The organism is Chitinophagaceae bacterium (assembly GCA_016713085.1).
GTDB lineage: Bacteria > Bacteroidota > Bacteroidia > Chitinophagales > Chitinophagaceae > Lacibacter.
On record JADJPV010000001.1, the window covers coordinates 948,058 to 972,933 of the forward strand.

Annotated in this window: 21 protein-coding genes and 1 tRNA gene; 11 read left to right on the forward strand and 11 right to left on the reverse strand. The window is 39.1% G+C overall.

Translation table 11 applies throughout. The features are described 5' to 3' along the window. Positions 1–55: 55 nt before the first annotated feature. The 4 genes from IPK31_04565 to IPK31_04580 form a co-directional block, all read right to left on the reverse strand. Positions 56–793, reverse strand: a complete 738-nt coding sequence (locus IPK31_04565) for a T9SS type A sorting domain-containing protein (GenBank protein ID MBK8087268.1) — start codon at positions 791–793, stop codon at positions 56–58. A 207-nt stretch (positions 794–1,000) separates the two neighbouring features. Then, complete coding sequence (locus tag IPK31_04570) at positions 1,001–2,398, reverse strand: M1 family metallopeptidase (GenBank protein MBK8087269.1); 1,398 nt, start codon at positions 2,396–2,398, stop codon at positions 1,001–1,003. Between the two features lie 871 nt (positions 2,399–3,269). Continuing rightward, the gene (locus tag IPK31_04575; protein MBK8087270.1) at positions 3,270–3,707 is read right to left on the reverse strand and encodes a T9SS type A sorting domain-containing protein; all 438 of its coding nucleotides are present in this window, start codon (positions 3,705–3,707) and stop codon (positions 3,270–3,272) included. Continuing rightward, positions 3,677–5,638 carry a hypothetical protein gene (locus IPK31_04580; GenBank protein MBK8087271.1) on the reverse strand — a complete coding sequence of 654 codons (1,962 nt, stop codon included), beginning with the start codon at positions 5,636–5,638 and terminating at the stop codon, positions 3,677–3,679. Before IPK31_04580 ends, IPK31_04575 begins: the two co-directional genes overlap by 31 nt. A gap of 313 nt (positions 5,639–5,951) precedes the next feature. Between IPK31_04580 and IPK31_04585 the strand changes: the two genes are divergently transcribed. Beyond that, positions 5,952–8,951 carry a PQQ-dependent sugar dehydrogenase gene (locus tag IPK31_04585; GenBank protein ID MBK8087272.1) on the forward strand — a complete coding sequence of 1,000 codons (3,000 nt, stop codon included), beginning with the start codon at positions 5,952–5,954 and terminating at the stop codon, positions 8,949–8,951. A 72-nt stretch (positions 8,952–9,023) separates the two neighbouring features. Next, complete coding sequence (locus IPK31_04590; GenBank protein ID MBK8087273.1) at positions 9,024–9,254, forward strand: hypothetical protein; 231 nt, start codon at positions 9,024–9,026, stop codon at positions 9,252–9,254. A gap of 53 nt (positions 9,255–9,307) precedes the next feature. Here the strand turns inward: IPK31_04590 and fumC are convergent, their stop codons facing one another. Then, on the reverse strand, positions 9,308–10,705 hold the full coding sequence (gene fumC, locus IPK31_04595) for a class II fumarate hydratase (protein ID MBK8087274.1): 1,398 nt from the start codon (positions 10,703–10,705) through the stop codon (positions 9,308–9,310). 85 nt (positions 10,706–10,790) lie between these two features. Between fumC and IPK31_04600 the strand changes: the two genes are divergently transcribed. Continuing rightward, positions 10,791–12,209: an alpha-L-fucosidase gene (locus IPK31_04600; protein ID MBK8087275.1), complete on the forward strand. Its 1,419-nt coding sequence runs from the start codon at positions 10,791–10,793 to the stop codon at positions 12,207–12,209. 21 nt (positions 12,210–12,230) lie between these two features. On the opposite strand, the gene IPK31_04605 is transcribed toward IPK31_04600, so the two are convergent. The 3 genes from IPK31_04605 to IPK31_04615 all read right to left on the reverse strand — a co-directional run bounded on the left by IPK31_04605 (position 12,231) and on the right by IPK31_04615 (position 15,068). Continuing rightward, positions 12,231–13,010 carry an enoyl-CoA hydratase/isomerase family protein gene (locus IPK31_04605; protein ID MBK8087276.1) on the reverse strand — a complete coding sequence of 260 codons (780 nt, stop codon included), beginning with the start codon at positions 13,008–13,010 and terminating at the stop codon, positions 12,231–12,233. Between the two features lie 24 nt (positions 13,011–13,034). Further along, positions 13,035–13,442, reverse strand: coding sequence for a cobalamin B12-binding domain-containing protein (locus IPK31_04610; protein ID MBK8087277.1), 408 nt, complete (start codon positions 13,440–13,442; stop codon positions 13,035–13,037). Between the two features lie 78 nt (positions 13,443–13,520). Continuing rightward, entirely contained in the window at positions 13,521–15,068 is a 1,548-nt protein-coding gene (locus IPK31_04615; protein MBK8087278.1) for a glycosyltransferase family 39 protein, read from the reverse strand. 71 nt (positions 15,069–15,139) lie between these two features. Between IPK31_04615 and IPK31_04620 the strand changes: the two genes are divergently transcribed. From IPK31_04620 to IPK31_04635, 4 genes are all read left to right on the forward strand, one after another. Then, positions 15,140–16,123, forward strand: coding sequence for an aldo/keto reductase (locus IPK31_04620; protein MBK8087279.1), 984 nt, complete (start codon positions 15,140–15,142; stop codon positions 16,121–16,123). A gap of 163 nt (positions 16,124–16,286) precedes the next feature. Continuing rightward, positions 16,287–17,366 (forward strand): ABC transporter ATP-binding protein, encoded by a 1,080-nt coding sequence (locus IPK31_04625; protein MBK8087280.1) that lies wholly within the window; start codon positions 16,287–16,289, stop codon positions 17,364–17,366. Positions 17,367–17,383: 17 nt separating this feature from the next. Further along, the gene (locus tag IPK31_04630) at positions 17,384–17,758 is read left to right on the forward strand and encodes a hypothetical protein (protein ID MBK8087281.1); all 375 of its coding nucleotides are present in this window, start codon (positions 17,384–17,386) and stop codon (positions 17,756–17,758) included. Positions 17,759–17,931: 173 nt separating this feature from the next. Further along, on the forward strand, positions 17,932–18,876 hold the full coding sequence (locus tag IPK31_04635; GenBank protein ID MBK8087282.1) for a hypothetical protein: 945 nt from the start codon (positions 17,932–17,934) through the stop codon (positions 18,874–18,876). A 24-nt stretch (positions 18,877–18,900) separates the two neighbouring features. On the opposite strand, the gene IPK31_04640 is transcribed toward IPK31_04635, so the two are convergent. Then, complete coding sequence (locus IPK31_04640; GenBank protein ID MBK8087283.1) at positions 18,901–20,415, reverse strand: glutamate--tRNA ligase; 1,515 nt, start codon at positions 20,413–20,415, stop codon at positions 18,901–18,903. 65 nt (positions 20,416–20,480) lie between these two features. Here IPK31_04640 and IPK31_04645 point away from each other — a divergent pair, with 65 nt between their 5' ends. Beyond that, complete coding sequence (locus IPK31_04645; GenBank protein ID MBK8087284.1) at positions 20,481–21,425, forward strand: hypothetical protein; 945 nt, start codon at positions 20,481–20,483, stop codon at positions 21,423–21,425. A gap of 8 nt (positions 21,426–21,433) precedes the next feature. Further along, a complete protein-coding gene (locus tag IPK31_04650) occupies positions 21,434–22,060 on the forward strand; it encodes a polysaccharide deacetylase family protein (protein MBK8087285.1) in 627 nt (208 codons plus the stop codon). 116 nt (positions 22,061–22,176) lie between these two features. Here IPK31_04650 and IPK31_04655 read toward each other — a convergent pair whose 3' ends face one another. After that, complete coding sequence (locus tag IPK31_04655; protein ID MBK8087286.1) at positions 22,177–23,064, reverse strand: hypothetical protein; 888 nt, start codon at positions 23,062–23,064, stop codon at positions 22,177–22,179. Positions 23,065–23,229: 165 nt separating this feature from the next. Between IPK31_04655 and IPK31_04660 the strand changes: the two genes are divergently transcribed. Together IPK31_04660 and IPK31_04665 are read left to right on the forward strand one after the other, a co-directional pair. Then, complete coding sequence (locus IPK31_04660) at positions 23,230–23,997, forward strand: TatD family hydrolase (protein ID MBK8087287.1); 768 nt, start codon at positions 23,230–23,232, stop codon at positions 23,995–23,997. Between the two features lie 30 nt (positions 23,998–24,027). Next, positions 24,028–24,114 (forward strand) — tRNA-Ser (locus tag IPK31_04665). A 42-nt stretch (positions 24,115–24,156) separates the two neighbouring features. On the opposite strand, the gene rnc is transcribed toward IPK31_04665, so the two are convergent. Then, the gene (gene rnc / locus IPK31_04670; protein ID MBK8087288.1) at positions 24,157–24,870 is read right to left on the reverse strand and encodes a ribonuclease III; all 714 of its coding nucleotides are present in this window, start codon (positions 24,868–24,870) and stop codon (positions 24,157–24,159) included. Positions 24,871–24,876: the final 6 nt, after the last annotated feature.

Here is a 24,876-nt window from a genome sequence, read left to right on the forward strand (position 1 = left end):
AGTATTTCATAAAATCAGATATTATATTGTTAAACCAGGAAGTATTGTTTTTGCTTTACCTTCTGATCATTAATTTTTTATTCACCAGTATTTCTTTGCCACTGCTTACCTGTACCAGGTATGCTCCAGCAGGAAATTCTGCAACAGAAACACTTACGAAATTGGCTGACGTTGTTTTACTCCATACCTGTTTGCCATCCATGTTAAAAATCCGAACATCTGCTGCGCCACTGTTTGTAAATTCAGCCCACCTGATGACCACATCTTTATCAGCAGGGTTGGGATATATTGAAACACCTGAACTAAGATTGCCACTGGTTTTTATAACCTTGCTGTATTTTTCTGAATTTGCTTCTATTATTTTTGCCCTGTAATAGGCAACAGTGTACACATTATAGTCTGTATAATAAAAGTTCTTCAGCATCACAGATCCTGCTTTCTCCTGCATATCTCCTGCATCAGTAAAATCAATACCATTAAAACTTTTTTGGAGCATTACCTTTTTCAATTCTCCATCAGCATCAGATAAAGAAAGCTTCAGTTCATTACTGTAGTTGTTTTCGTTTAATGTAAATTCAATTACATCAACAGGAAGAGTAGAGAAGTTAAGTAATGGGTCGGCACCATCGAACGCCGGTGCTGCACCTGTTGCCAGAGTTTGATTAAATGGATCGAATGTAACCGTTACCGGGTTAAAATCTAACATAAAGGATACATAGCTTCCGGCAATAGGAGAGCTGATTCCATTACCACCTCTTGAAAGCTGACCGTTCTGATCATAAATAACCAGCACAGTATCCTCTGCTGCCAGTGTTCCCCGCACCCGGATAGCAATAGGCGTATGATAATAGGTGACTGTTGATCCCGTACTCTTTGTTTGTGTAGTTACTTTAAAATTAATTCGGTTACCACCCGGGTTTCCCCATTTGATACTTGTGCTGTATAGAGGATAGCCATTACCGTAAACATAGGAGTTAAAAAAAGCTGTCAGATCATAACCTCATGCAACGGCCTGCATATGATTACGCAAATCATCGGTTGTTGCAGAACGATAAGCAAGAAGAGGGTCATTTAAGTAGTTTTGGCATGCCTGGTAAAATTTTGCATCACCTAATAACATTCTTAACATTGAAACTACCATTGCGCCTCTTTCATAAACCGTAGTTCCATAGGCAGTGTTCCATATTGTATTAGAGTTTATAATTGATGCATTGGGAAGGTAACAGCTATAGGTTCTGTTTGTAGCATTGTTCGCCGTAGTCTTAAAATTACTTCGAACAGTTGATGCATTTTGTCCCAAAGCAGGAACAAGCTCTGCAGCCAATGCTTCGCTGTATCTTGCAAAACCTTCAGCCAGCCATAAGTGATTCCATGTTCCAAAAGTTACTTTATCACCAAACCACTGATGTGCCAGTTCATGTGCAATTACTGACCAACTGGTCATTGAGCCCCAGCTCATGGCAGAAAAAGTCTGGTGCTCCATTCCTCCCCCCCATCCAAACTCATACATGCCATACTTTTCGTTTTTGAATGGATAATCGCCAAACACATTACTAAAGGCTACCAATTCATCCCGGCAACGATCCATCGTAGTAAGGTTTCCTGCTGTAGGTGCACGGCCCGATCCTATGTAATAAACAACCGGTACACTTGTTCCGCCAATTGTTACAGGAGTTCTGTTGTAAACAGTATACTGCGCAACCGCTACTGCAACTAGATAAGAGGCTATAGGATACTTGTGCTTATAGGTCATAGTCCTGTTAGGTGCAGAAACTACATCGCTGATTAGTGCTCCATTAGCAGCAGCCCTGTAAGCGGAGGGTGTTGTAATAATAAAATCTACTGAATCAATCTTATCCTGCATATCAGCCTTGCAAGGCCAGAAATCATCATCACCATAAGACTCAGCAAGCGTGTAAACAGCGGTTCCAAGACCAGAAATAGTTTGCTTATCCATTCCTTCACCATAAGTAGCAAAGCTTGGAGGCACTCCGGAATATGTAATGGAAACAGAATCCAGCGTATTGATGGGCAAAGTAACAGGTAAAGTGATATTGAGAATATTTACATTACCGCTTGCCGGAAACGAAACAACGACACCTGTAGTACTGCCATGATACTTTACTACCAGACTACCATTATTAAATGAAGCTTTAGTAAAATCAAAGTTTATCGCAGAAACGTTATTTTGCTTTGTTTCGAAATAAGTAGTTACCGTACCGGATATAGTTTTTGTTGCGATAGTTGGATCAATTGTCCATTCAATCCGGTGGTACTTTACATCAATATTTGCACCGGTACCGCTATACCCGGTTGTTTGAGAAAAAGCAGAGAGTGATACAAGTGTCAAAAGCTCACAAAACAGAAAAAACTTAAAGTGTTTGAAAATAGTTTTCATTTGGATATTGGATTTTGGATATTGGATAAATGTGTATTTACGTTTTTTTGGTATGTATAAAACATACAGCTGCCATCAGCATGCATATTGCAGGCAGCAGTTTTTAAGTATGCGGTTACATTTCCTGCGGAGATAGCTGTTGAAGCTGCAGGGTTAACTGTTATACTTATTCCGTGATAGATTAAATCGTACTTAGAAGAATTAGCAATGGCGCAGGTAAGAGGAGGTCGAAAAGCGACTGACTGAAAACAGAAAAACAGAAAAAATAAACTGCTCAGTAACGTTTTCCAGCCCGGAAGCAGGAAATCTGTTTCTAAACAGAAAACACAATAAAAGCGTCTCATAAAAAGGATGTTTGGTCTTTACATAAAGTTTGGTTTTTGGTTGGTTACATCTCTTTTCTATGTTACAATAAACTGGCGCAGAAAAACTGCACTTGTTTTAAAGCATTGCTCTATGGGGAGGCATAAAATAAATTTTTCATACTTGTTTTTTGATGAGTGAATAATTGAAGGTCCGTGAGAGAGTAGAAAATTTTACTGTTATATCCGGCAGGAGTTGTATAGCCGGCAAATGATGTAAGGTACCTGCTTTGCAGGTTTGGCAGAGGAATAACTTCAGCAGTAAAATGCTCGGTGTAAGTCTCGTGAAAATTTAAAGCTTTCAATGTTACGGGCGGCTTCGTTAAGAATTGGAAATATTATGCAAGTAATGCTATTTTCATTTAAAATCGATACGCAAAAGCACTTAATTTTTAATGTATTATTAATTAAAAAATTACGTAAAAATTCATGCTGTTTTTACGTAATCTTTTGCTGAATATACTGTTTGCAAGGAATCTTTTTCCCGGTTTTAATAAGCAATCCCTGCCTTATTTTTTCTGAATAATTTTATTAATTAATCCGGATGCAGATTTTACCTGAATAATAAAGGATCCCTTTTGGAACGTATTTAATGATGATAAAAGAACAGTGTTACTCCCTTTGAATACCTGCATTTTTTCAACTTTGATCGTTCTGCCTGTAATGTCTTTTACCATAATTTCAATTGCTTCATTCTGCGGTGCTGTTAATACAAAGCTGATGTTTGAATCAAATGGGTTTACAAGATTGCTGATTTCCAGTTGATTTGATTCCTTTGCTGAAACATTGATGATGTTACTGAATTTCGCTCCCGCATCACCATTTGCAACCATGTTTAAACGATAATATACTTTACCTGTAACCGATGCAGGATCTGTAAATGAATACTGGCTGAAAGATGATCCATTGTTTGCACTTACTGGTACAGTTCCGATTTTTTCAAACATAACTCCATCGTTGCTTCTTTCCACTTCATAATAAGCAAGATTTGTTTCCTGTTTTGATGTCCAGCTGAGTTTGTACGTTCGTTCACGATTCTTCCATTGAAATTGGTTATTTCAGTTGCCAAAGGAATACAACTGGCAGCTGGATTTACAGTAATGGTAATAATATCAGTTGGGTTATATACAGCACATGTTGCAGAACCCAAGTTTGTAAGTGAAGAGGCAATTCTGATACGGTATTTGTGACCGTTAGTTGCTGCTGTTGCAAGAAAACTTGGATAAGCTACGGTGTCTTTATAATCAGGTGCAACATATGTATAGGTCATTAACTGAGCTGCAGGTGCCAATGGAGCTGGCCCCCAGGTAACACCACCGTCAGTACTTCTTTCCCACTGATAATAAGAATAGTTGTTATAAAATGAAGTAACAACAACAGACATTCTTACCTGTCCGTTCGTGCAAAATGTCGGGCTTCTGCTTGGCCTCATATTCAAACCGGGTAAACAGCTGGCAAAAGCAACATCATCCATTACCCAGTCATTACCACCACCGCCGGGTGCATTATTTCTGATAACGATATTAGCTGATACCTGGGCTGGTCCGGTTTTAAACAGAAACCCTTTTTTTACCCATTGTCCATTATAATCAAGATTACCTGTTGTATAATAATCAACTCCGCCAACCTGGAATGTAAGATTCGGCAATACACCGGCAGAATCATTTGTATTTGGTATGACAGGTGACATATAGTTTTTGAAATTAGCTGTACCTGACCCCCTGCCGGCTGTATCACAACTGCAACGGCGGCAGATATTCCTGAACCAGGCAGAAAATTCATAGTAAGTATCCGGGCATAATCCGTTAACTGTTTGCTGCACTGCATTATTAATTCCGTATGCGGCATTCACAACTGCCATATAGCCACCAGCTGATCCGGGAGTTACCGGAGGGTTCCCAGTAACAGGATTAACTGCATTTGTATGATCTCCAATAATATCCCACAAATTAAATAAACGTGCAGCATTTGGATAAGGAAGAAAACTGTTTGTGCTGCCTGTAGTACTTGTATTATTTGCAACGGTAAACATACTGTCATTAGGTCCTGCAGATGGGGCAGCAAATGGCTGCCATTGATAACCGGGTACAACTGTACCGGCAGCAGGGGCAGGAGATAAATTTTGTGTAGTACCTGAGCCATAGTTACCCCCATTGCCAATTATTGAATTTAACCCAACTCCATTACAGGTTGGCAATGGAGTTGTTACCATTACTGTTAATCTGTTTAATGGACGAACAGTACTTGGCAATGTTACTTCGCGGAAAGTGTTGGCTGGTTTATATCTGAAAGCACCTCCCGAAATTACAAATGTATTACCGGGCAATGTGTTAACAAGCAATCTGTATGTAACCATAATAATAACAGTACCACCGTAAAAACTTGACAGGCCATTATTATAAATTCTGCACCCTGAAGCCGGAGGTAATACATCAATTGCAGCAGGTGCAGCAACGGCGTTATATGCGGCAGTTTGCCCTGCAGACTTAGTTAAACTTCCCAGGTTTACACGTAATACACCAGCGTTATATCTTGCTTCATCGTCTGCACCGGCGTCGGTTAATAAACCAGTTGGCCTTAACGGTGTACCATAATACATTCCTTCATTTGTTGAAAAACGAATAGAGTTGGCTATATAGGTTGTGCCCACAGGAATTGTATCGTTATAACGAACAAAATAAGCACTGGCACCATTAACAGAAATAACAGCTCTGATTTCAAGCTGATTTCCATTTTCAATAATACCGCCTGTTGGCTTTGTAATATTGATATAGCTTTTACCGGTTTGTACACGCAGCTGAGCAGTTACATCATTTGTAAACAAATGTGTACACGTAATAACCAGTAATAAAGAGAAGCTGTGTAAAAATTGCTTCATAAGGATCGGATTTAATAATGTTGGCAATATAAACTTACACTACTACCAAGCAATAAAAGTAATGCAGTTACCGTTGCATAACAATAAGCACAAACACCTAATTTTCCTATTGCGTAATTTGTGCATATTAATAGTAGAACATACATGCAGAACAGGGAAATACAGCAGAAAATATGAATGGGAAAATGAACAGTTATTTTCTGCCTATTACAGCTACGTAATTTCCGATGGAAATAAATAAGTGGAAACCCTATTGTTTCAAATTTTTGCAGGTGCTAAATTTGTCGCATCCAATCAATCCTAAGTAAAAATCATGAAACAATTACTTTTCTCTCTGCTCTTTGCTGTTGCTTTCACAAACGTTTTTTCACAAAGCAATGCATGCGGCTCTGCTCCAACAATTTATTCTTCCACAAGCTGCACTTCAACAAGTGGCACTTTAGTTGGCGCTTCTTATTCAGCAATTGCCGGAGCATGCGGTAGCAGTAACAATGATGTCTGGTATAAATTTATAGCCCAGGCAGCAAGCACCACTATTTCAATTACCGGCGCTGTTGCTAACCCCCGTTTCCAGATTTACAATAATAACTGTGGAAGTTTAGGCTCAATTTATTGCAGTAGTGCTGCTTCAGGAACAGCTACAACTCTTGTAATTGGCACAGAATACCTCGTTCGTATTTATTCCACTACAAACAACTTAACCACTTTTAATATTTGTGTACAACATGCTGCTCAGTCTACAAGAATGAAAGAAGTTTTTACGGATACAATTATAGGCCCTAACTCAGCTGGTTTTGACAGCCCCTGGGAAATTACCTATGAAGCTCAGGAAGATTCTTTATGGATTACAGAGAACAAAACATACAGAATTAGAAAAATGCATCCAAATGGTGGATCAAGAGTCATTCTTGATTTATCTCAAACTGGAAGTTTTCCAAGTTTTCGCAGAACATTTACCAGTTCACAAAATCCCTGGCCGCAAGGAGGTATGATGGGCTTTGCCATACACCCGCAATTCTTAGCAGCTTCGAGCCCTCAAAATTATGTGTACGTAGCTTATGTTCGTGCCTTCGTTGGTCCCGGACCTGCGGGTGGTGTTCGCCAAACAGCAACCAATCCAAATAATGGAGAAGCTGTTAAAGGCGATCTCTTTACTACTTTCCTTGTTCGCTTTACTTATAACACCACAACCAAAGCATTAGAAAGTCCTGTTTCATTATGCGATACTATTACGGGTAGTAACGACCATAACAGCGGCAGAATAATTATTGCACCTGTTGGCGGTACTGATTATTTATTTTATGCTGTAGGAGATATGGGAGCAGGACAGTTTTACAGTGCTGAAAGAACAATGAAGTCGCAATTGCTTAATTCTTACGAAGGAAAAATATTAAGATTTAATCTTGACAATACAGGCACAGGCACTGGCCTTGACCCATGGATACCTGATGATAATCCATTTAACAATGTGGCTCCCGTAACAGGCAAAAGTGCTGTTTGGGTAACGGGTATCAGGAATAACCAGGGATTTGCCTATGTAAATAACAGTTTATTTGGTGCTTCACACGGGCCTTTCAGTGACGATGAAGTAAACAAAATTATATCAGGACAAAACTACGGGCATCCAAAAGTTATTGGCAAGAAAAGTGACGGAAATTATAATGGTGCCAAGGCAGCCAATCCAAGTTTTTCAGGATGGAGTAATGAATTTTCCGGAAGTCCATTAATTACTTCCTTACCCCTTATTTCAGACGAAGCGAATGATGCAACTCCAAATTATGTAGACCCGATTTATTCCTATTTTCAGTCAAACAATGCAACAATAGTAAACATATATACTATGAATCCATCCAACTCTGGTTGGCCATCTATTGCGCCTTCCGGAATGGATGGTTATACCAATTCAAAAATACCCGGCTGGAAGAATTCATTGTTACTTGCTTCTTTAAAAAGAGGTTATTTAATGCGTATTAAACCGAATGCCGCCGGAACAGGTGTTGATCCGATTGGCGGATCAGATACATCGTCTGTTATTAATTCACAAAACAGGTTTCGTGATATAGTTTTTGGTCCTGATGGTTTAACTATTTATGCTGTTGTTGACAGAAGCGGAAGTACATCAGGCCCAACCTCAACAACACCTGTAAACAGTGCCTGCCCGGGTTGTGTAATAAAATATACATTCAGAGGGTATAATCCCACAACAGCAAGTCCTTTTCCAAGCACAATTCCAACAAGCATTCCTATAGATTCAAGTACATCAGCTGGCTGTGTAACAGCAACTGCCGTAACCATTAATGCAGCTAATAAAAATAATGACCTGTGGGTGCCAATAACAGGGCCCGATGGAAATATCATTGCTGAAATTGATGCGAATAATAATAATCTCGGAAATATTACCACTTCTTTTTTTACAAGAACAGGCAACCCTGTAAGAACAGCATTTTCGAATAAATATTTAAACCGCAATGTGACGATTGGAGTTCAAAACAATACGATCGTAGGTAATGTTTCAGTCCGACTGTATCTCACTGCAAAAGAGCTTGCAGATATGATTGCAACCTCCGGAAGTAATGTAACAGGAATTAATGACCTGGCAGTATACAAAAACGCTGATGCATGTGGTACTGCAATGGCATCAATTGCAACAGGACAAACTGTTACAGGAAGATACGTGCAATCTACTTACGGTCATGCTATTCAGTTTACTGTAACTTCTTTTTCAAGTTTCTATTTCTTATCATCTACCAATACCCTTCCTTTCGATTTATTCAGCTTTACCGGAAAAGCACAGGGTGATGCAGCTCAACTTGAGTGGGTGGTAAACAATGAAGCAGATGTCGTTTCCTATACTGTACAACGCAGCCTGGATAATACAAATTTTGAAGACATTGCAACGGTTGATGCCAAGCATTTACAGTCATCAAATATTACTTACAACTATACTGATTTTAATGCAGGCAAACTGGCATCAACAGTATATTACCGAATACACTCGAATGAAAACAGCGGAAGCAGGAAGTTTTCTGACATCATCAATGTAAACTTTGCTTCGATGCTGGTTACAGGTGTAAGTGTATTCCCGAATCCTGTTACAGAAAAAACAACTGTATTGATTAATGCAATAGCAGATGAAACTGCAAACCTTAAGATTATTGACAATACTGGACGAGTTATTAAAGTAATACCTGTAAATCTTGTGAAAGGTAAAAACAGTATTCAGCTTGACCTGACGAAATTTAAAACCGGTATTTACTTTATTGACATAAATGGTAAAGCCATCAGTGAAAAAGTGAAATTGATCAAGCAATAATAGTCTGTTAAATCATAAAACCCCTGCCTGCAATGGCAGGGGTTTTGCTTTTTGTACCCTAAAACCATCCTTATGAAAAAGGCATTTATCCCGGCTTCTTTTTTGTCGAAAGCAATGGGAACAAAAATCTCAGTTATTCAAAATGAAAATCAAATATTCCTGATCCGTGAAGAAGGAAAACCGGAAAACGTTTCAAGATTATACCGCTTATTCTTTGATGGGGAAAAATTAAACCCAAATGAGGCAATTAATACAGAACAGCCACCACCATCTGAACCGGATTACTACAACAGTTACGAATAAATAGAAAGGAGAAGCAAATGCTTCTCCTTTCTATTTATCAATCTGCAATTGGATTATATTTTACCAACCATGTTTGCCGGCACCACCCATTCATCAAACTGCTCCGGAGTAACATAGCCAAGCTTCACTGCCATTTCTTTCAAAGTTGTTCCCTGCTTATGTGCTTTTTGTGCAATTTCCGCAGCTTTGTAATATCCAATTTTTGTATTGAGTGCTGTAACAAGCATCAATGAGTTTTCTACATGCTTCCTGATATTAGCTTCAATGGGTTCAATACCTACCGCACATTTATCATTAAAGCTTACACATCCATCTCCAATTAATCTTGCACTGTGTAAAAAATTATAGATCATTACGGGCTTAAATACATTCAATTCAAAATGCCCCATTGAACCGCCGATATTAATTGATACATCATTACCCATTACCTGTGCAGCTATCATAGTAACTGCTTCACATTGAGTTGGGTTTACTTTACCCGGCATAATTGATGATCCCGGCTCATTGTCAGGAATAAAAATTTCACCAATACCACTTCTTGGTCCGCTGCTGAGCATACGGATATCATTGGCTATTTTCATTAAACTTACAGCTACTGTTTTCAATGCACCATGCGCTTCAACAATAGCATCATGTGCAGCAAGCGCTTCAAATTTATTATCGGCTGTTTTAAAAGGAAGCTTGGTGAGTTTGGCAATATGCTTTGCTACATTTACATCATACCCTGGAGGTGTGTTGATACCAGTACCAACTGCTGTGCCACCCAATGCCAGTTCACTTAAATGAGCCAGTGTGTTTTTAATTGCTTTCAATCCGTGATCAAGTTGAGAAACATAACCGCTGAACTCCTGCCCCAATGTAAGCGGTGTTGCATCCATAAAATGGGTGCGGCCAATCTTTACAACTTTCTTAAATGCTTTCGCTTTTTTATCTAATGTGTTCCGGAGTTTTTCAATTCCGGGAATTGTTGTTTCTACAATAATTTTATACGCTGCAATATGCATGGCAGTAGGAAACGTATCGTTACTGCTTTGCGATTTATTTACATCATCATTCGGATGAAGATATTTTTCATAATCACTTAATTTTCCGCCATTCAGCACATGGCCACGGTAAGCAACCACTTCATTCACATTCATATTGCTTTGTGTACCGCTTCCTGTTTGCCAAACAACCAATGGAAAATATTCATCCAGTTTCCCCTCTAAAATTTCTTTACATACTTTGCCAATCAGAACTGCCTTCTTTTTTGGCAACACACCTGCTTCATTATTAGTGATTGCAGCCGCATGCTTTAAGTAAGCAAATGCCCGGATAATTTCTTTTGGCATACGGTTGATGTCCTGTGCAATTTTAAAATTGTCGATACTCCGCTGGGTTTGTGCCCCGTAATAAGCACTAACTGGCACTTTTACTTCACCCATGGTATCTTTTTCAATCCTGTACTCCATACTATTTGATTTTAGAAATTTTATAAATTGCCGCAAAGTTAGGCGTTAACTGAGTTTGATTTCCTATTTTGAGTTATCAATTAATATGATGAAACTCATACTTTGTCTTCTCGTCCTTTCTGCCAGGGTCCTCCTTGTTACCGGGCAATCAAAGCAACCCCTTCCAACAAAGCAGCAACTGGCCTGGCACAACTCAGAGTATTATCTCTTTACACATTTCGGCCCCAATACATTTACTGATAAAGAATGGGGGCATGGTGATGAGCCGGAAGATATTTTCAACCCAACAGAACTGGATTGCCGCCAATGGTGCCGCATTGCCAAAGCTGCAGGTGCTACCGGTATTATCATCACTGCCAAACACCATGATGGATTTTGTTTATGGCCCAGTAAATATTCCAAGCATACCGTTCGTGAAAGCAAATGGAAGAATGGAAAGGGAGATGTGTTGAAAGAATTATCCAAAGCCTGCAAAGAATATGGGCTGAAGTTTGGCGTATACATTTCACCTTGGGACAGGAACCATCCTGATTACGGAACTGAAAAATACAACACTGTTTTTGTGAACATGATGAAAGAATTATTCACCAGCTACGGACCCATTACTGAGCTGTGGTGGGATGGTGCAAATGGCGAAGGTCCGAATGGAAAGAAACAGGTGTACGACTGGAAACGCTTTAAAGAAACCGTACGCAAACTTTCTCCAACTACTGTTGTCTTCAGTGATATAGGACCGGATATCCGCTGGGTGGGAAATGAAAAAGGTATTGCCGGTACCACCAACTGGAACACTTTAAACATTGAAGGTTTTACACCCGGAGCAGGTGCACCATCAACTGATACGCTCAATACAGGCAACATGAATGGTACAAGCTGGATACCGGCTGAGTGTGATGTAAGCATCAGGCCCGGATGGTTTTATCATTCAACTGAAGATGATAAAGTAAAAACTCCTGAACAATTATTTGAGTTGTATTTAAAATCAGTTGGTCGGGGTGCAAATTTATTACTGAATGTTCCTCCCGACAGAAGAGGGTTGATTCATGTCACTGATTCATCTGCATTAGTTGGCTTTAAAAATCTGCGTGACGAAAGCTTTCAACATAACCTCTCGTTAACAGCAAGAGGCGAGCTCCATTACAAAGGAATTGTATATCAGAATAGCAAACTGGTTGATGGAAAAACAATCACAGCCGAATCATTTCCTGATTATCATCAAGGAGTTTTCTGGATTAAATTTAAACAGGAAGAAAAAATTAACTGTATTGTGCTGAAAGAGCCAATTGAAAAAGGGCAGCAGATAAAGAAAATAAAAATTTCATTGATCAATGGCTCAGAGCAGGTGAAAGAATTTCAATTGACAACAGTTGGGCACAAACGTATTCTTACATTTCCAGCTCAGTATATCAGCGGAATAAGAGTTGAATTTGAAGATGCAAAAGCCTCTCCTTTTTTAAGTGAAGTTGAAAGTTACCTGATTGATGAAAGGCTGATTGAGAAATAATGCTGTGGCCGGAAATTTAATTTACTGATTGAAGTTTGCTTTTCTCTTTTCAAGGAAGGCTCCAACTCCTTCTTTCATTTCATCTGTACCAAAACAATCGCCGAATAATTTTGCTTCGGCGGCAAAACCATCCTGCGCCTTATCAAAATGTGCATTTACTGCCGCAATTACTTTTGCAACTGCATTAGGGCCCTTTGTCATAATTACCTGTAAAATTTCTTTGGTATGTTCAAGTAATGTATCAGCATCAGTTACATGATTCACCAGGCCAAGTTGCTTTGCTTCTTTTGCATCAATCACATTTGCCGTCATCATCAGTTCCATTGCTTTCCCTTTACCAACCAATTGTGTTAAACGCTGTGTGCCGCCATAACCGGGAATCAAACCAAGATTAACTTCCGGTTGCCCAAATTTTGCATTTTCACTTGCCAAACGGAAATGACAACTCATTGCCAGTTCACAACCACCACCCAAGGCAAAACCATTTACCGCTGCAACAATTGGCTTGGGCGACTGTTCAATTTTATCAAACACCATCTCCTGCCCTTTTCTTGCAAGATCTTCACCTCCTCCTGCATCCAGAGTAAGAAACTCTGTAATGTCTGCACCTGCAACAAATGCTTTTGGGCCGGCACCTGTTATAATAGCACATTTAATATTTGCATTGTTATACACTTCATCTATAGCCTGCGACAACTCTTCAATAACAATTTTATTCAATGCATTGAGTTTATCGGGCCGATTGATGGTTATGATAAAAATTCCATCTTCAAGCGATGTAAGTAATGTTTGAAAAGCCATGTTGAAATAAATTTAAAATAAACCTCAAAAATTGCGGTTGGTTTTTACCCAATCTGAAATAAAGTCAGCTATCTCGTGTGTATTAGCACCGGGGTGAAATAATTTTCCAACACCCATTTCGCTTAATGATGCAATATCTGCCTCAGGAATTATTCCTCCTCCGGTAAGCAACACATCATCCATTTTTTTTTCCTTCATTAATTGAAGAATTTTTGGGAACACCGTCATATGTGCACCGCTCAAGATACTTACACCAATAGCATCAACATCTTCCTGTAATGCCGCATTCACAACCATTTCAGGAGTTTGACGGAGTCCGGTATAAATTACTTCCATTCCTGCATCACGCAATGCCGTAGCAATTACTTTAGCGCCACGGTCGTGGCCATCCAATCCAACTTTAGCAACTAAAACTCTGATGGGTCTGTTCATACGGTAATCTTATACTGTAAAAATAAAGAATACTGTGCTCTGCAAAGCTGATAAACATAAATAAAGATTATCCCTGAATCAGAGATTGAACCGCAGTTTCATTTGTTTCAACCCTTCTGTTGCCAGTTTCGATCCAATTGAATCAACCCTTTCGAAAAAGATCACTTTATCTCCCAGTTGCCGTGAATGCTTGTAAGTAACCGAATCAATAATGGTTACTTTTTCGAAATGCTGAAACACTTCATCATCTTTATCCGGCATTCTTCTGCCAATAAAAAGCAGATGCTTGAAACTCAGATCATCAGGAATCCAATGCAGGAAAGACCCATTATCACTGATTACTTTTTCTTTAAACCGCTGATCTTTTCCGTAATATTTTAAGGCCCCTGCTAATCCATAATGCCGGCAAAAAATAACGGTACTGTCTCTTTCTGCAGCAGGTAATGACTGATAAGAATTTTCTGCCTTTGAAGTAATTTCTTTCCAGCCAAGATAATCAGCAAAGTCCTGCGGAAGTGAATGCTTCAGCTGATCTTCCCATTTCAATGCTCCGGTATTTTCAGTCTTTACCTTTTTGTAAAAAGCATCTAATTTATCAGGCTCCCAAACGGGCATGCCTATTGGCACAATCACCCACGTTACACCCAATATCAATGCAGCGGTAACCCATCTTATCCACTTAAACCGGTTGTTTGTCCATTGCTGCAACGCCACTGCGCCCGCAGCAAACAACATAGGATAAACTCCCAATGAGTAATAATTTTTTCCCCTTGATAACACAAGTAAAATAATAACAGTTCGATAGACGCATGCCAGCATTCGGTATTCCTTACCTCTTTCGGTGAATAGCCAGATCAACCCAATCATCCAGATATAAAAAGCAGAAAAATACATCAACACCTGTCCTGTTAAAAAATCAACAGGATTAATAAACTTCAATTGTGTTTCCCTCAACTCTTCCATATGGTGCAGCAGTGGCCAGTTATGATTGTATTGCCAGAGAAGGTTTGGCAATGCAATGATGAATGCAAGCAATCCTGCTCCATACAAATGCTTATTCAAAAAAAGTGAACGGTATTGTGTAAGTAACAAAGCCGCAGCAAATCCAATGATGAAAAACGAAACAGAATTTTTGCTCAACCATCCGCAGCCAAATGCAAAACCGATCCAGTAGAGATACCTGGTTTGCTTGCTGTTGATATAACGGAGAATAAAATATGCACTTAAGCTCCACCAGAATACTTCTAAAAAATTTGCCTGGAATAAAAAATGTAACCGCAGATAGGCAGTGAACATGATGCACAGTCCGGCAATTAAAACAGCAAACAGCTTACCACCCATTTCAACAGCCATCCTGCATGTAATAACCAGTGTGAATGCACCAAATAGAGATGGCCAGAATTTTACCCAAAAGAAATCACCGCCCAGTAAATGCGTAAGCCATGACAGCCAGGAAAGCATGGGCGGCACTTCCATATAGCCCCATGCCAGGTGGTGACCCTGTTCTAAATACAGAAACTCATCCCTGTGTAATTCATAAATGGGATGCTGCAGAAAAAAAGGCAATGCAAATTTGATAACGGCCAGAAAAAAAATTAATGGCCAGCTTGACTTCGAAAAATTCATGGAGTTAAGATAATTCCTATGTGGTAAATTACAGCATGAACTGCAGAAAATTCGGGAACACAGATTTAACCGTGAGCGAAATCGGTTTTGGCGCATGGGCCATTGGTGGCGGTGCCATGATTGGAACAACAGCCATTGGCTGGGGTGATGCAGATGATACTGTTTCGGTAAAAGCCATTCATGCTGCATTGGATGCCGGTATCAATTTTTTTGATACGGCAGATATTTACGGATTAGGTCATTCAGAAAAAATGATCGGCAAAGAAATCGGCAACAGCAAAGAAGTTGTGATTGCTACCAAGGTTGGTAATGTTTCCAGAAACGAACAGTTTACGGTTGATTATTCAAAAGAATACATTCTCGCTGCATGTGAAGCTTCTTTAAAACGACTGAACAGAGATGTAATTGATTATTACCAGTTACACACTGCCAGGTTAGGCCATTTGCAAAATGGCGAATGTATTGAAGTGATGCATCAATTGCAGCAAGAGGGAAAGATTCGTTATTGGGGATTATCGCTTAATACATTTGAAGCCGATGCAGATGCAGAATTTCTGATAAAGAACAATCTTGGCAATGGATTTCAGCTGGCACTGAATATCATCAATCAAAAAGCATTGTCCTTACTGAAAACTGCAGCCAGTAAAGGTTATGGCATTATTGCAAGGATGCCTTTACAGTTTGGATTGCTTACTGGTAAGTTTGACTTGTCCGCCGAAGCTTGGGCGAAGGTGGATAAGCAGCCAATTTTTTCAGATAATGATCACCGCAAAAACCGTTTAACAAAAGAAGTAATTGATGCAACGTTAACTGCAACTGAGCCTGTATGGAAATTATGCAGTAAATACAATTGCACAAAAACACAACTGGCTTTGAGTTATATTCTCAGCTACAAGGAAGTATCAACCATCATTCCCGGCATCCGCACACCCGAACAGGTGAAACTGAATACAGAAGGTTTATTTCAGTTAGATGAAATGGACAGGATGATGATTGAACAACTTGGTTCAACTTCTTTTATTGAGTTGATGGAACTGATCAGGAAACAGGGTTGATATTTTAACATTTACTTCCAACTTCTTATTAACAGATTCATTGAATTAACCATCTTTACCTGTAAATTCATTTAAACACTGCACTTTAAACCATGAAATCTTCCATTAACAACGAAGTTCTTGAACATCTTAAAATAAGGACTACTCACTTGCTGTACGCAGAATGCTTGATTTAAGTTATGACAGTGCTGATCTCGGCATCATCCGGGAAGCAACACAATGGAGCAGGAAATGGAATCCTGTTTTATCTGATCAAAATAATGTTGAATTAAATGATGATTTTTTTTCAGCAACCGCCAATCTCCTTAACAAAGCTGAAGCCGCATTGAAACCGGAAAACAATACACTCAGCAAGCTGCTGGAAGCTGTAAACGTTTCAAAAACCTATACAAAAGGAAATTTTAAACTTAGCACAATCAGTTTGAGTATTCAAAATGGTGATATTCTTGGAGTGGTTGGCGAAAACGGCAATGGCAAAACAACTCTGCTCCGCTGTCTTGCAGGACAGTTGTACCCTGACAATGGTAACATTCACTACAGTCTTTTATCAAATCCCGATTACTACAACATAAAAAATTATGTTGCTTTTATTCCTCAACGGATTCCACGCTGGTATGGAATGCTGAAGGACAATCTGCATTTTAGTGCTTCCATTGCAGGTATGCATGGCGAAACAAACGAAGTGATGGTTGATTTTATGCTTGAACGTTTAAGCCTTACCCAATATTCCAGTCTTAACTGGACACAAATCAGCAGTGGTTACAGAACCCGGTTTGAGCTGGCAAGAATTTTATTACAAAAACCGCAGTTACTGATTTTAGATGAACCACTTGCAAACCTCGATATCAAAGCACAACAAACAATCTTAACTGATCTCCGGTACATGACAGCTTGGAGAAATCATCCAATGGGCGTTATACTCAGCTCACAGCAGTTACATGAAGTTGAGAAAGTTGCACATACCGTAATGATGATAAAAAATGGCAAGTGCATAAATCACCTAACAGATTCTGCACCAGATTTACAAAAAAGCACCGTTATCGAGATTGAAACAACGGCAGATAAAGAAGCCCTTCAGCAGGCATTAAATGAACAGCAGGTAACTATTCAGTTTAATGGCGGGTTTTATACGATAAGTGCCGACAATTGCAGCTCACAGAAACTGATTGAACAACTTATCAAACAAAAGGTTACCGTAAGCTATTTCAGAGACATCACTCATTCAACCAAACGCTTCTTTTAATAACAGCGCTGCACAATATGAAACCGAAACGACCACTGGCACCAACGTTCCTCAACAAACTCGATGATTACCTGTTACTCAACAAACCAGTTACATGGACAGCAAGAACACATCTGGCAGCGTACTATTCACTATTGTTTGTGCTGGTTTTAACTTTGCTTTGTTTTATTGTTCCAGATGATGTCCGCAGCGATAGCAGTGTTTTTATCTGGACTACACTTACCGGCATTCTCTCCGTTCTTGGTTTTATTGTCTGGTGCATTTATCTACTGCGGTTTAATGTTTTTAAACGCTTCGGCGCAGCTCATCCATTTGACGGGCTAAAACCTTTTCTACTTTATTTTATTGCGATTGGATTGATGGTTTTACCAGGCTATATCCCCCTGCTGTAGAATCAATCAGGGCAAACAAAGCATTTGGGAATGATGAAATTGTAAATGACATTAATGCAATCAATTCTAAAATCTGCCAGCTGGAATTTGATTCGATACCTCATATCTGGAGAGAAACAAAATACATTGTAAGGGATTCTGTAAACGGCAGACATTACGAAGATGACGAAGTAGTGGCTACTACAGATGAAAGTACTTCAGAAAATGAATATATTATTATTGACACAGCAGATTTAAGAAATAAACGACTGACTGCAGACAGTGTTGTACAGGTCAATGATTCAGTTTATCACTTTTTCGATTGTCCGAATTATACGTTCCTGACAACCTACTCCACCGATGAATATTCTGTTGCAAAAGTTTTAAGTTCAGTTCAATTATACCACCTTATTATTAAAAATTACCAGCGACCAGATGTTGCCAAAGTAAAAGAAGAATTGAATCAGCTTATCAAAAAATATAAATATATCGGCAATAAAAGGGATTACTACTATAGCGACATGGTAGTCGCCCATGGAAAAACAAGCTATTATAATCTAATTGAAGGAAGATATATTTTGCCTGAAGTCAATGCAAGTATTTCAAATATCACTCAAAAGAAATATCGCTGGCAGGATAATAACGATTCCAGATTCAGGGTTTGGCTCTACCTCACACTTGTTTTTACCCTGCTGATTTTTATTTTCAGGCATTCAACAGTTAAAACATTTTTCCTTTCTATACTTACAGGGATAATCCTGCTTGTTTTATCAGCGCTAATAATGGCTTTTTTCAGGTTTAATGAAAAAGGGATGTATATAATGATGCTTTTATATTACATCTGTTTCTTTGCAGTAGCAACCCTTGGATTTAACAGCAAAAAAAGGATGGCAGTAACAGGAATAGCCATCAATATAATTACAATCTTCACATCATTTCTTCCCCTGATCTGTGTTTCGTTTTATTATGAGCTGTTAAAGGATAAATATCGCTTAACTCCATATCCGGCAGATTACAGTACAAAAAAAGATTTTCATTTATTGATTGCTGAAATAGCTGGAATAGTAGTTCTTATTATATTAATTGAGCCTTTATTTAAGCGATTATACCGTAACTGGTTTTCAAAACCTGAACAATAAAAAGAGGCGGCAAGCCGCCTCTTTTTAAAACTGTTTCAATGCATTTTCAACTCTGCTGATTGTTTCTTCTTTACCAATTAATTCAGCAATCTGAAATACAGCCGGACCGAACTTTCCACCTACCAGCATGATGCGCATGGGCAGTTGCAGTTCACCGGGTTTAATATTTTTTTCTGTTGCAAGATTTTTAAACTCCGTTTCAATTACACTCAGTTCCCAATTATTAATTGCATGGAGTTTTGTCATGAAGCTTTCAAAAAACAATTTTTTCTCTTCATTCCATTTGGGTTTTACTGCATCAACATCTAATGTTGTTGGTGCTTTGAAAAAGAAACCAGCATGCTGAATAAAATCGGGCAACAATGTGCAACGGTCTTTTACCAGCTCAATCACTTTCTCTAAAAATGCATCATCGCTCACCTGAATATGTTCTGTTGAAAGAACTTCTTTTACTTTCAACTTTAAGCTTTCAACATCCAGTTTCTTAATCCACTCATGATTGAACCACTTTGCTTTTTCATAATCAAATTTAGCACCTGCACTGTGTACACGTTTAATATCAAAGCCGGCAATCATCTCGTCCATGCTGTACAGTTCTTTTTCCGTTCCATCGTTCCAGCCAAGTACAGCCAGCAGGTTAATGAATGCTTCAGGTAAGAAACCCTTTTCTTTAAAGCCTTCCGTTAATTCATTTGTTTTAGGATCTGTCCAGTTCATGGCAAATACAGGGAAGCCGTACTTCGTTCCATCTCTTTTACTGAGCTTTCCGCTTGGCCCGAGTATCAATGGAAGATGAGCCCATTTCGGCATGGACGATTCCCAACCCAAATATTTCCATAGCAATAGATGCACAGGTGCACTGGGCAGCCATTCTTCCCCACGAAATGCATGTGTAATCTTCATTGAATAATCATCAACCACAACTGCTAAATGATACGTAGGCATTCCATCTGCTTTCAATAACACTTTATCATCCACCAGCTCTGTTTGAAAACTTACTTCACCACGAATCATATCTGTAAAAGTTACCAATTCATTTTCCGGCATCTTGATGCGGATCACATGCCTGGTGTTTTTTTCCAGTAAGTCTTTTACTTCTGGATCTGTAAGCGTTAAACTGTTCCGCATTTTTTTCCGGATGCGGTGATCATACTGTGGCGATGGGTTTTCTTCCGTTTTATTTTCTTCACGCATTTTGTCCAGTTCCTCGGGAGTATCAAATGCATAATAAGCATGGCCGTGAGTTACAAGTATTTCAGCATACTTACGGTACATTTCCTTACGCTCACTTTGCCTGTAAGGACCATAAGGCCCACCGTTCTGGGGACTTTCATCAGGCTGCAACCCACACCATTTTAAACATTCGAAAATGTATTCTTCTGCACCCGCTACAAAACGGCTCTGATCGGTATCTTCGATACGCAACACAAACTCACCGCCATGATGTTTGGCAAATAAATAATTGTACAATACTGTTCGTACGCCGCCTAAATGCAATCCACCTGTGGGACTGGGGGCAAATCTTACTCTTACACTCATAACGCAAAGATAAAGAGTTCGTCTGCTTTTGCAGATGAGAGATAATCACTTACTTTGAAAGATCAATGAAACCCTTTTTCCTTTTCCTGTTTGGCCTGTTGTCAATTGATGCATTTACACAATCATCATTTACTTATCCTTCTCTTGTTGTGGAGTACGACAGTGCCATCCTGTTCAAAAATCTTAAACTCATTCCGATTAAGCGAACGGGAATTGGGAGGAATGACAGCAGCTTTCAAAAACAATCTGTAATTACCCTGCAGCAGGGATTACAAAAAGGTTCTGTAAAAATAAAAGAGAGGGGGAATTATATGGTTGATAATATCAACGTCCTGCTTATTGAAAATAAAAGTAATCAGCATCTGTTTCTTAAAAGCGGAGATATTATATCAGGTGGCAGACAGGACAGGGTTATTGCAAAAGATACAATTCTACCACCAGGCAAACAGCAATATACTATTCCCGTTTACTGTATTGAAGAAAACAGATGGAGCACCCATGAAAAAAAATTTGAGTATAAAGGAAGTGCTGCTGCGGGGTTGCAAAAAATCATTGACTCTGCGCATAACCAAATACAGTTGTGGGATGAAATACGAAAACTACTGAAAGCAAACAGTCAAACATCATCATCTTCCTACGCTGCTCTGCTCACAAATAAAAAAGCAGTTGATACAAGTAATCAGTATCTCCGCTACTTTCTGCTGCAATTCAGTAAAAGAGACAGCAGTATTGTTGGTATCATTGCTTCAACAGGAAGTCATGTATTGGGTGCTGATGTATTTGTAACTGCTGATTTGTTTTATCAAACGCTGCCATCATTGATCAGTAAATACAGTACCGAAACTATCTTACATGGCGTAACCGCAACAAAAGACAATCGAAAAGAAAAAACTTATGCCGAAGAAATACTGTCCCCATCAACACAACAACCCTTTATAATAAAACATGGAAAGATGTTTTATTATAAAGGGAAGCTCATTCAATTGACAGGTTATTCATTTCATCAGTAACTTTAGTTATGCAGTATATAGTAACAACTCCCTGGTGGCTGCGAATGTTATTTCCTAAAAACCTCATATGGGAAATACAAGTAAAAGAAAAAATCATTTATCTGACATTTGATGACGGGCCTCATCCTGTTGCCACGCCATTTGTTTTAGATGAATTAAAAAAATACAATGCCAAAGCAACTTTTTTCTGCATCGGAAAAAATGTTGCTGCTTATCCAGACATCTATAAACGCATTTTAACCGAAGGTCACCGGGTGGGTAATCATACACATAATCACCTTAACGGCACAAAAACAGATGATGAACTTTGGCTGAATAATGTAAAAGAAGCCGCAAAATGGATAGATTCTGACTTATTCAGACCTCCGTATGGAAAAATCAGGTCGTTCCAGGCACAATTGCTGCAAAATGCGAATCCCCCGTATAGAATAATTATGTGGAATGTTCTGAGTGCCGATTTTGATACCTCAATTACCCCGGAAAAGTGTTTTTCGTATGTAAATAAGAAAACCAAACCCGGAAGTATTATCGTATTTCATGATAGTGAGAAGGCTTTCCCCAATATGTGCTTTGCCCTTACAGAAATGATGCGCAAATTTTCGGGTGAGGGTTACCGTTTTGAAGCTATAAAGTAAGAAAATGCTGTAAAAAAAGGAGGGCCGGGGTGGAAACCCTGGCCCGTTTTTAATCCGTACCCTATGAAAACTGTTGCTAAGGTACAATTTCTTTTATCAGATGCAAGTGTTTTTTCTTAGGGAAGAGTAATGATTTTTATGTTGCCGTTTACAGTCAGTGTCGCTTTGTTGTCACAATCGCCATTTCCAAAGTTCAATACGCCGTTTGTGCTGTTGAATCTGATGCGAAGTACACCTTTTGAAATCCAGCGACAGGTGAACTTTTTAATTAGAGGCTCAATTACCTCATGACCCCAGCTGTTACCACGACTATTTTCGCCACGGCCACCACCGGTGATAGAGAAAATATCATCTAAAGGCCAAAATGGAGTGCCATTCCCCTCAATTTGAGCTACTGTTCTTACACTGCCCCATTTTACCCAACGGCCACTGTTCCAGGTAAGTTTTCCTTCAATCACCTTGGTTGTGAAAATTTTATTGTTACTGGTGCTGTTATTTGTCACCTCATGAGTTCCGGCCACAGATACACTGTAAACTTTGTAACCATCAAATGTGGTAGTTGCTTTACTGCCCGGTTCACGCATTTTACCGGTAAAAACAGTAATTATTTTGCCCTTACGGAATTTACCATCACGACCTACACAACCAGAACCAAAATCAATGGTTACTGTTTTAGGGAATACACCGTGCTGCAAAGGGAAAACGGTTATAGTGAAACAACGGTTGCTGTCAAGCCTTCCTGTATAGCTTCCTCCTTCCATGCGGCCATAAATACCAATGCTGCCGGTAATACCCAGATCTTCTCCGGTTTCAGATCCAATACCCATGGTATTGTCAAATACATCGTCATATACTGCTTCAGCCTCACTGTTACTGGCAGTGCTTTCAACTGTGGCTGTTTCGTCCTGCGTAGAACTGCTTTCTTTTTTACAGGCAGTAAATGTAAGGGCACCAAAGAGCAGGAATGCTAATGTGCTTTTTGAAATAATGTTGCTTGTTTTCATGATATACGCTTTTTTTAGGTTTTTAATTAAACGAACAATACAAAGACTGCATGAGGTTGGGTTGGTTTAAAGTCTGTTAATTTTTTTTTGGAATTTCCTGTTCTCGGTCTGTTTTGCTGGATTATTTCCCCTCACCAAGGAATAGACCTTAATTTTGCCTCCCTTATGCATATTATAGATACACATACCCATCTTTATCTTGAAGAGTTCCATAAGGATATTAAGGAGGTGATTACCAGGGCAAATGCTGTTGGTGTAGCTAAATTTTACCTGCCAAATATTGACAGCAGCTCTATTAATGATATGCTAAGGCTGGAAGAACATTTTCCGGAGCAATGTATTGCCATGATGGGACTACACCCCTGCTCAGTGAAGGAGAATTATAAAGATGAATTAAAACTTGTTGAAGAGTGGCTTAAAAAAAGACCTTTTGCCGGGGTAGGCGAAATAGGCCTGGATTATTACTGGGACCAGGCATTTGTAAAAGAACAAAAAGAAGCTTTTCAACTTCAGATTGAATGGGCTTTATATCACAATCTCCCCATCATCATCCATAGCCGTAACTCATTACAGGATTGTATTGATATCGTTAAGCAAAACCAAAATGGTCAATTGAAAGGGATTTTCCATTGCTTTGGCGGATCAATTGAAGAAGCAAAACAAATAATGGATCTTGGATTTCTGATGGGCATTGGAGGCGTGGTTACTTATAAAAAAGCAAATCTTACTGAAGTACTTTATAAAATTCCCGTTGCACATCTTGTACTGGAAACTGATGCTCCTTACTTAACACCTGTTCCTTTCAGAGGTAAACGAAACGAACCGGCATATTTAAAATATGTAATTGAAAAAATTGCTGAAGCAAAAAATCTGTCAGCTTTCGAAATCATTGAGGCCACAACTGCAAATGCTCAAAATTTATTCGGGGGCTAAAGGTGATACCTGTATTTTTGCCGTCCAAAAGGAGACGTGTCCGAGTGGTTGAAGGAGCACGCCTGGAAAGTGTGTATACGGGAAACTGTATCAAGGGTTCGAATCCCTTCGTCTCCGCTCTTATCCTCCACTGCTGCTATAGCAAAGGAGGTTTTTTATTTATACCCCAATACCTAATTTTTCAACAGCAAGCTGCGATGCTATCTGGCTGGCATCTTTTTTATTAAACGCTTTCCCTTCTGCAATTACTTCTCCATCTATTACGGCTCCGATTGTGAATAGCCTGCGGCCATTTTCCAATCGTTCATCTAATGTTTCAAAATCAAGCACTTTGCCGTTTTTGTTAGCCCAGCCATATAATTTATTTTTATGATTAATCTCCAGCAACTCCAGTTCTTCCATAAATAAATGTGGAACAATCACATTCTTCGTTATCCACTTCTGTGTTTTGCGGTAGCCAAGATCAAGATAAATAGCACCTAACAGTGCTTCTAATGTGTTACCGAATATCTGGGAAATCTTAAGTGAATTATCCCCTTTGTTATAAATTGTAATTTTTTTCAACCCCATCCGCACGGCAATATCATTGAGTGTAGCACGGTTTACCATTTTACTCCGCATCTCCGTTAAAAACCCCTCTCCTTTGTATGGATATTTTTTAAACAAATAATGAGCAACTGCTGCACTCAACACAGCATCGCCTAAAAATTCGAGTCTTTCATTATTCTGATCACTTCCTTCTTTAACTGATCGATGGCTTAATGCAGTTTTGTACAATAACAAATCCCCCGGACTATAGCCCAGAATATTGCGAAGGTTACTTTCGAATTTGTTTTTTGCTGGTAATATTTGACGGACGAAGTTCCGCACCATAAATTT

Coding starts and splice junctions, on each gene's coding strand:
- IPK31_04630 (MBK8087281.1), top strand. CDS start 17,384: ATGAAACCGAAACGACCACTGGCACCAACGTTCCTCAACAAACTCGAT.
- IPK31_04650 (MBK8087285.1), top strand. CDS start 21,434: ATGCAGTATATAGTAACAACTCCCTGGTGGCTGCGAATGTTATTTCCT.
- IPK31_04655 (MBK8087286.1), bottom strand. CDS start 23,064: ATGAAAACAAGCAACATTATTTCAAAAAGCACATTAGCATTCCTGCTC.
- IPK31_04645 (MBK8087284.1), top strand. CDS start 20,481: ATGAAACCCTTTTTCCTTTTCCTGTTTGGCCTGTTGTCAATTGATGCA.
- IPK31_04660 (MBK8087287.1), top strand. CDS start 23,230: ATGCATATTATAGATACACATACCCATCTTTATCTTGAAGAGTTCCAT.
- IPK31_04570 (MBK8087269.1), bottom strand. CDS start 2,398: ATGAAAACTATTTTCAAACACTTTAAGTTTTTTCTGTTTTGTGAGCTT.
- IPK31_04615 (MBK8087278.1), bottom strand. CDS start 15,068: ATGAATTTTTCGAAGTCAAGCTGGCCATTAATTTTTTTTCTGGCCGTT.
- IPK31_04585 (MBK8087272.1), top strand. CDS start 5,952: ATGAAACAATTACTTTTCTCTCTGCTCTTTGCTGTTGCTTTCACAAAC.
- IPK31_04625 (MBK8087280.1), top strand. CDS start 16,287: ATGCTTGATTTAAGTTATGACAGTGCTGATCTCGGCATCATCCGGGAA.
- fumC (MBK8087274.1), bottom strand. CDS start 10,705: ATGGAGTACAGGATTGAAAAAGATACCATGGGTGAAGTAAAAGTGCCA.
- IPK31_04640 (MBK8087283.1), bottom strand. CDS start 20,415: ATGAGTGTAAGAGTAAGATTTGCCCCCAGTCCCACAGGTGGATTGCAT.
- IPK31_04605 (MBK8087276.1), bottom strand. CDS start 13,010: ATGGCTTTTCAAACATTACTTACATCGCTTGAAGATGGAATTTTTATC.
- IPK31_04600 (MBK8087275.1), top strand. CDS start 10,791: ATGATGAAACTCATACTTTGTCTTCTCGTCCTTTCTGCCAGGGTCCTC.
- IPK31_04590 (MBK8087273.1), top strand. CDS start 9,024: ATGAAAAAGGCATTTATCCCGGCTTCTTTTTTGTCGAAAGCAATGGGA.
- IPK31_04610 (MBK8087277.1), bottom strand. CDS start 13,442: ATGAACAGACCCATCAGAGTTTTAGTTGCTAAAGTTGGATTGGATGGC.
- IPK31_04575 (MBK8087270.1), bottom strand. CDS start 3,707: ATGTTTGAAAAAATCGGAACTGTACCAGTAAGTGCAAACAATGGATCA.
- rnc (MBK8087288.1), bottom strand. CDS start 24,870: ATGGTGCGGAACTTCGTCCGTCAAATATTACCAGCAAAAAACAAATTC.
- IPK31_04580 (MBK8087271.1), bottom strand. CDS start 5,638: ATGAAGCAATTTTTACACAGCTTCTCTTTATTACTGGTTATTACGTGT.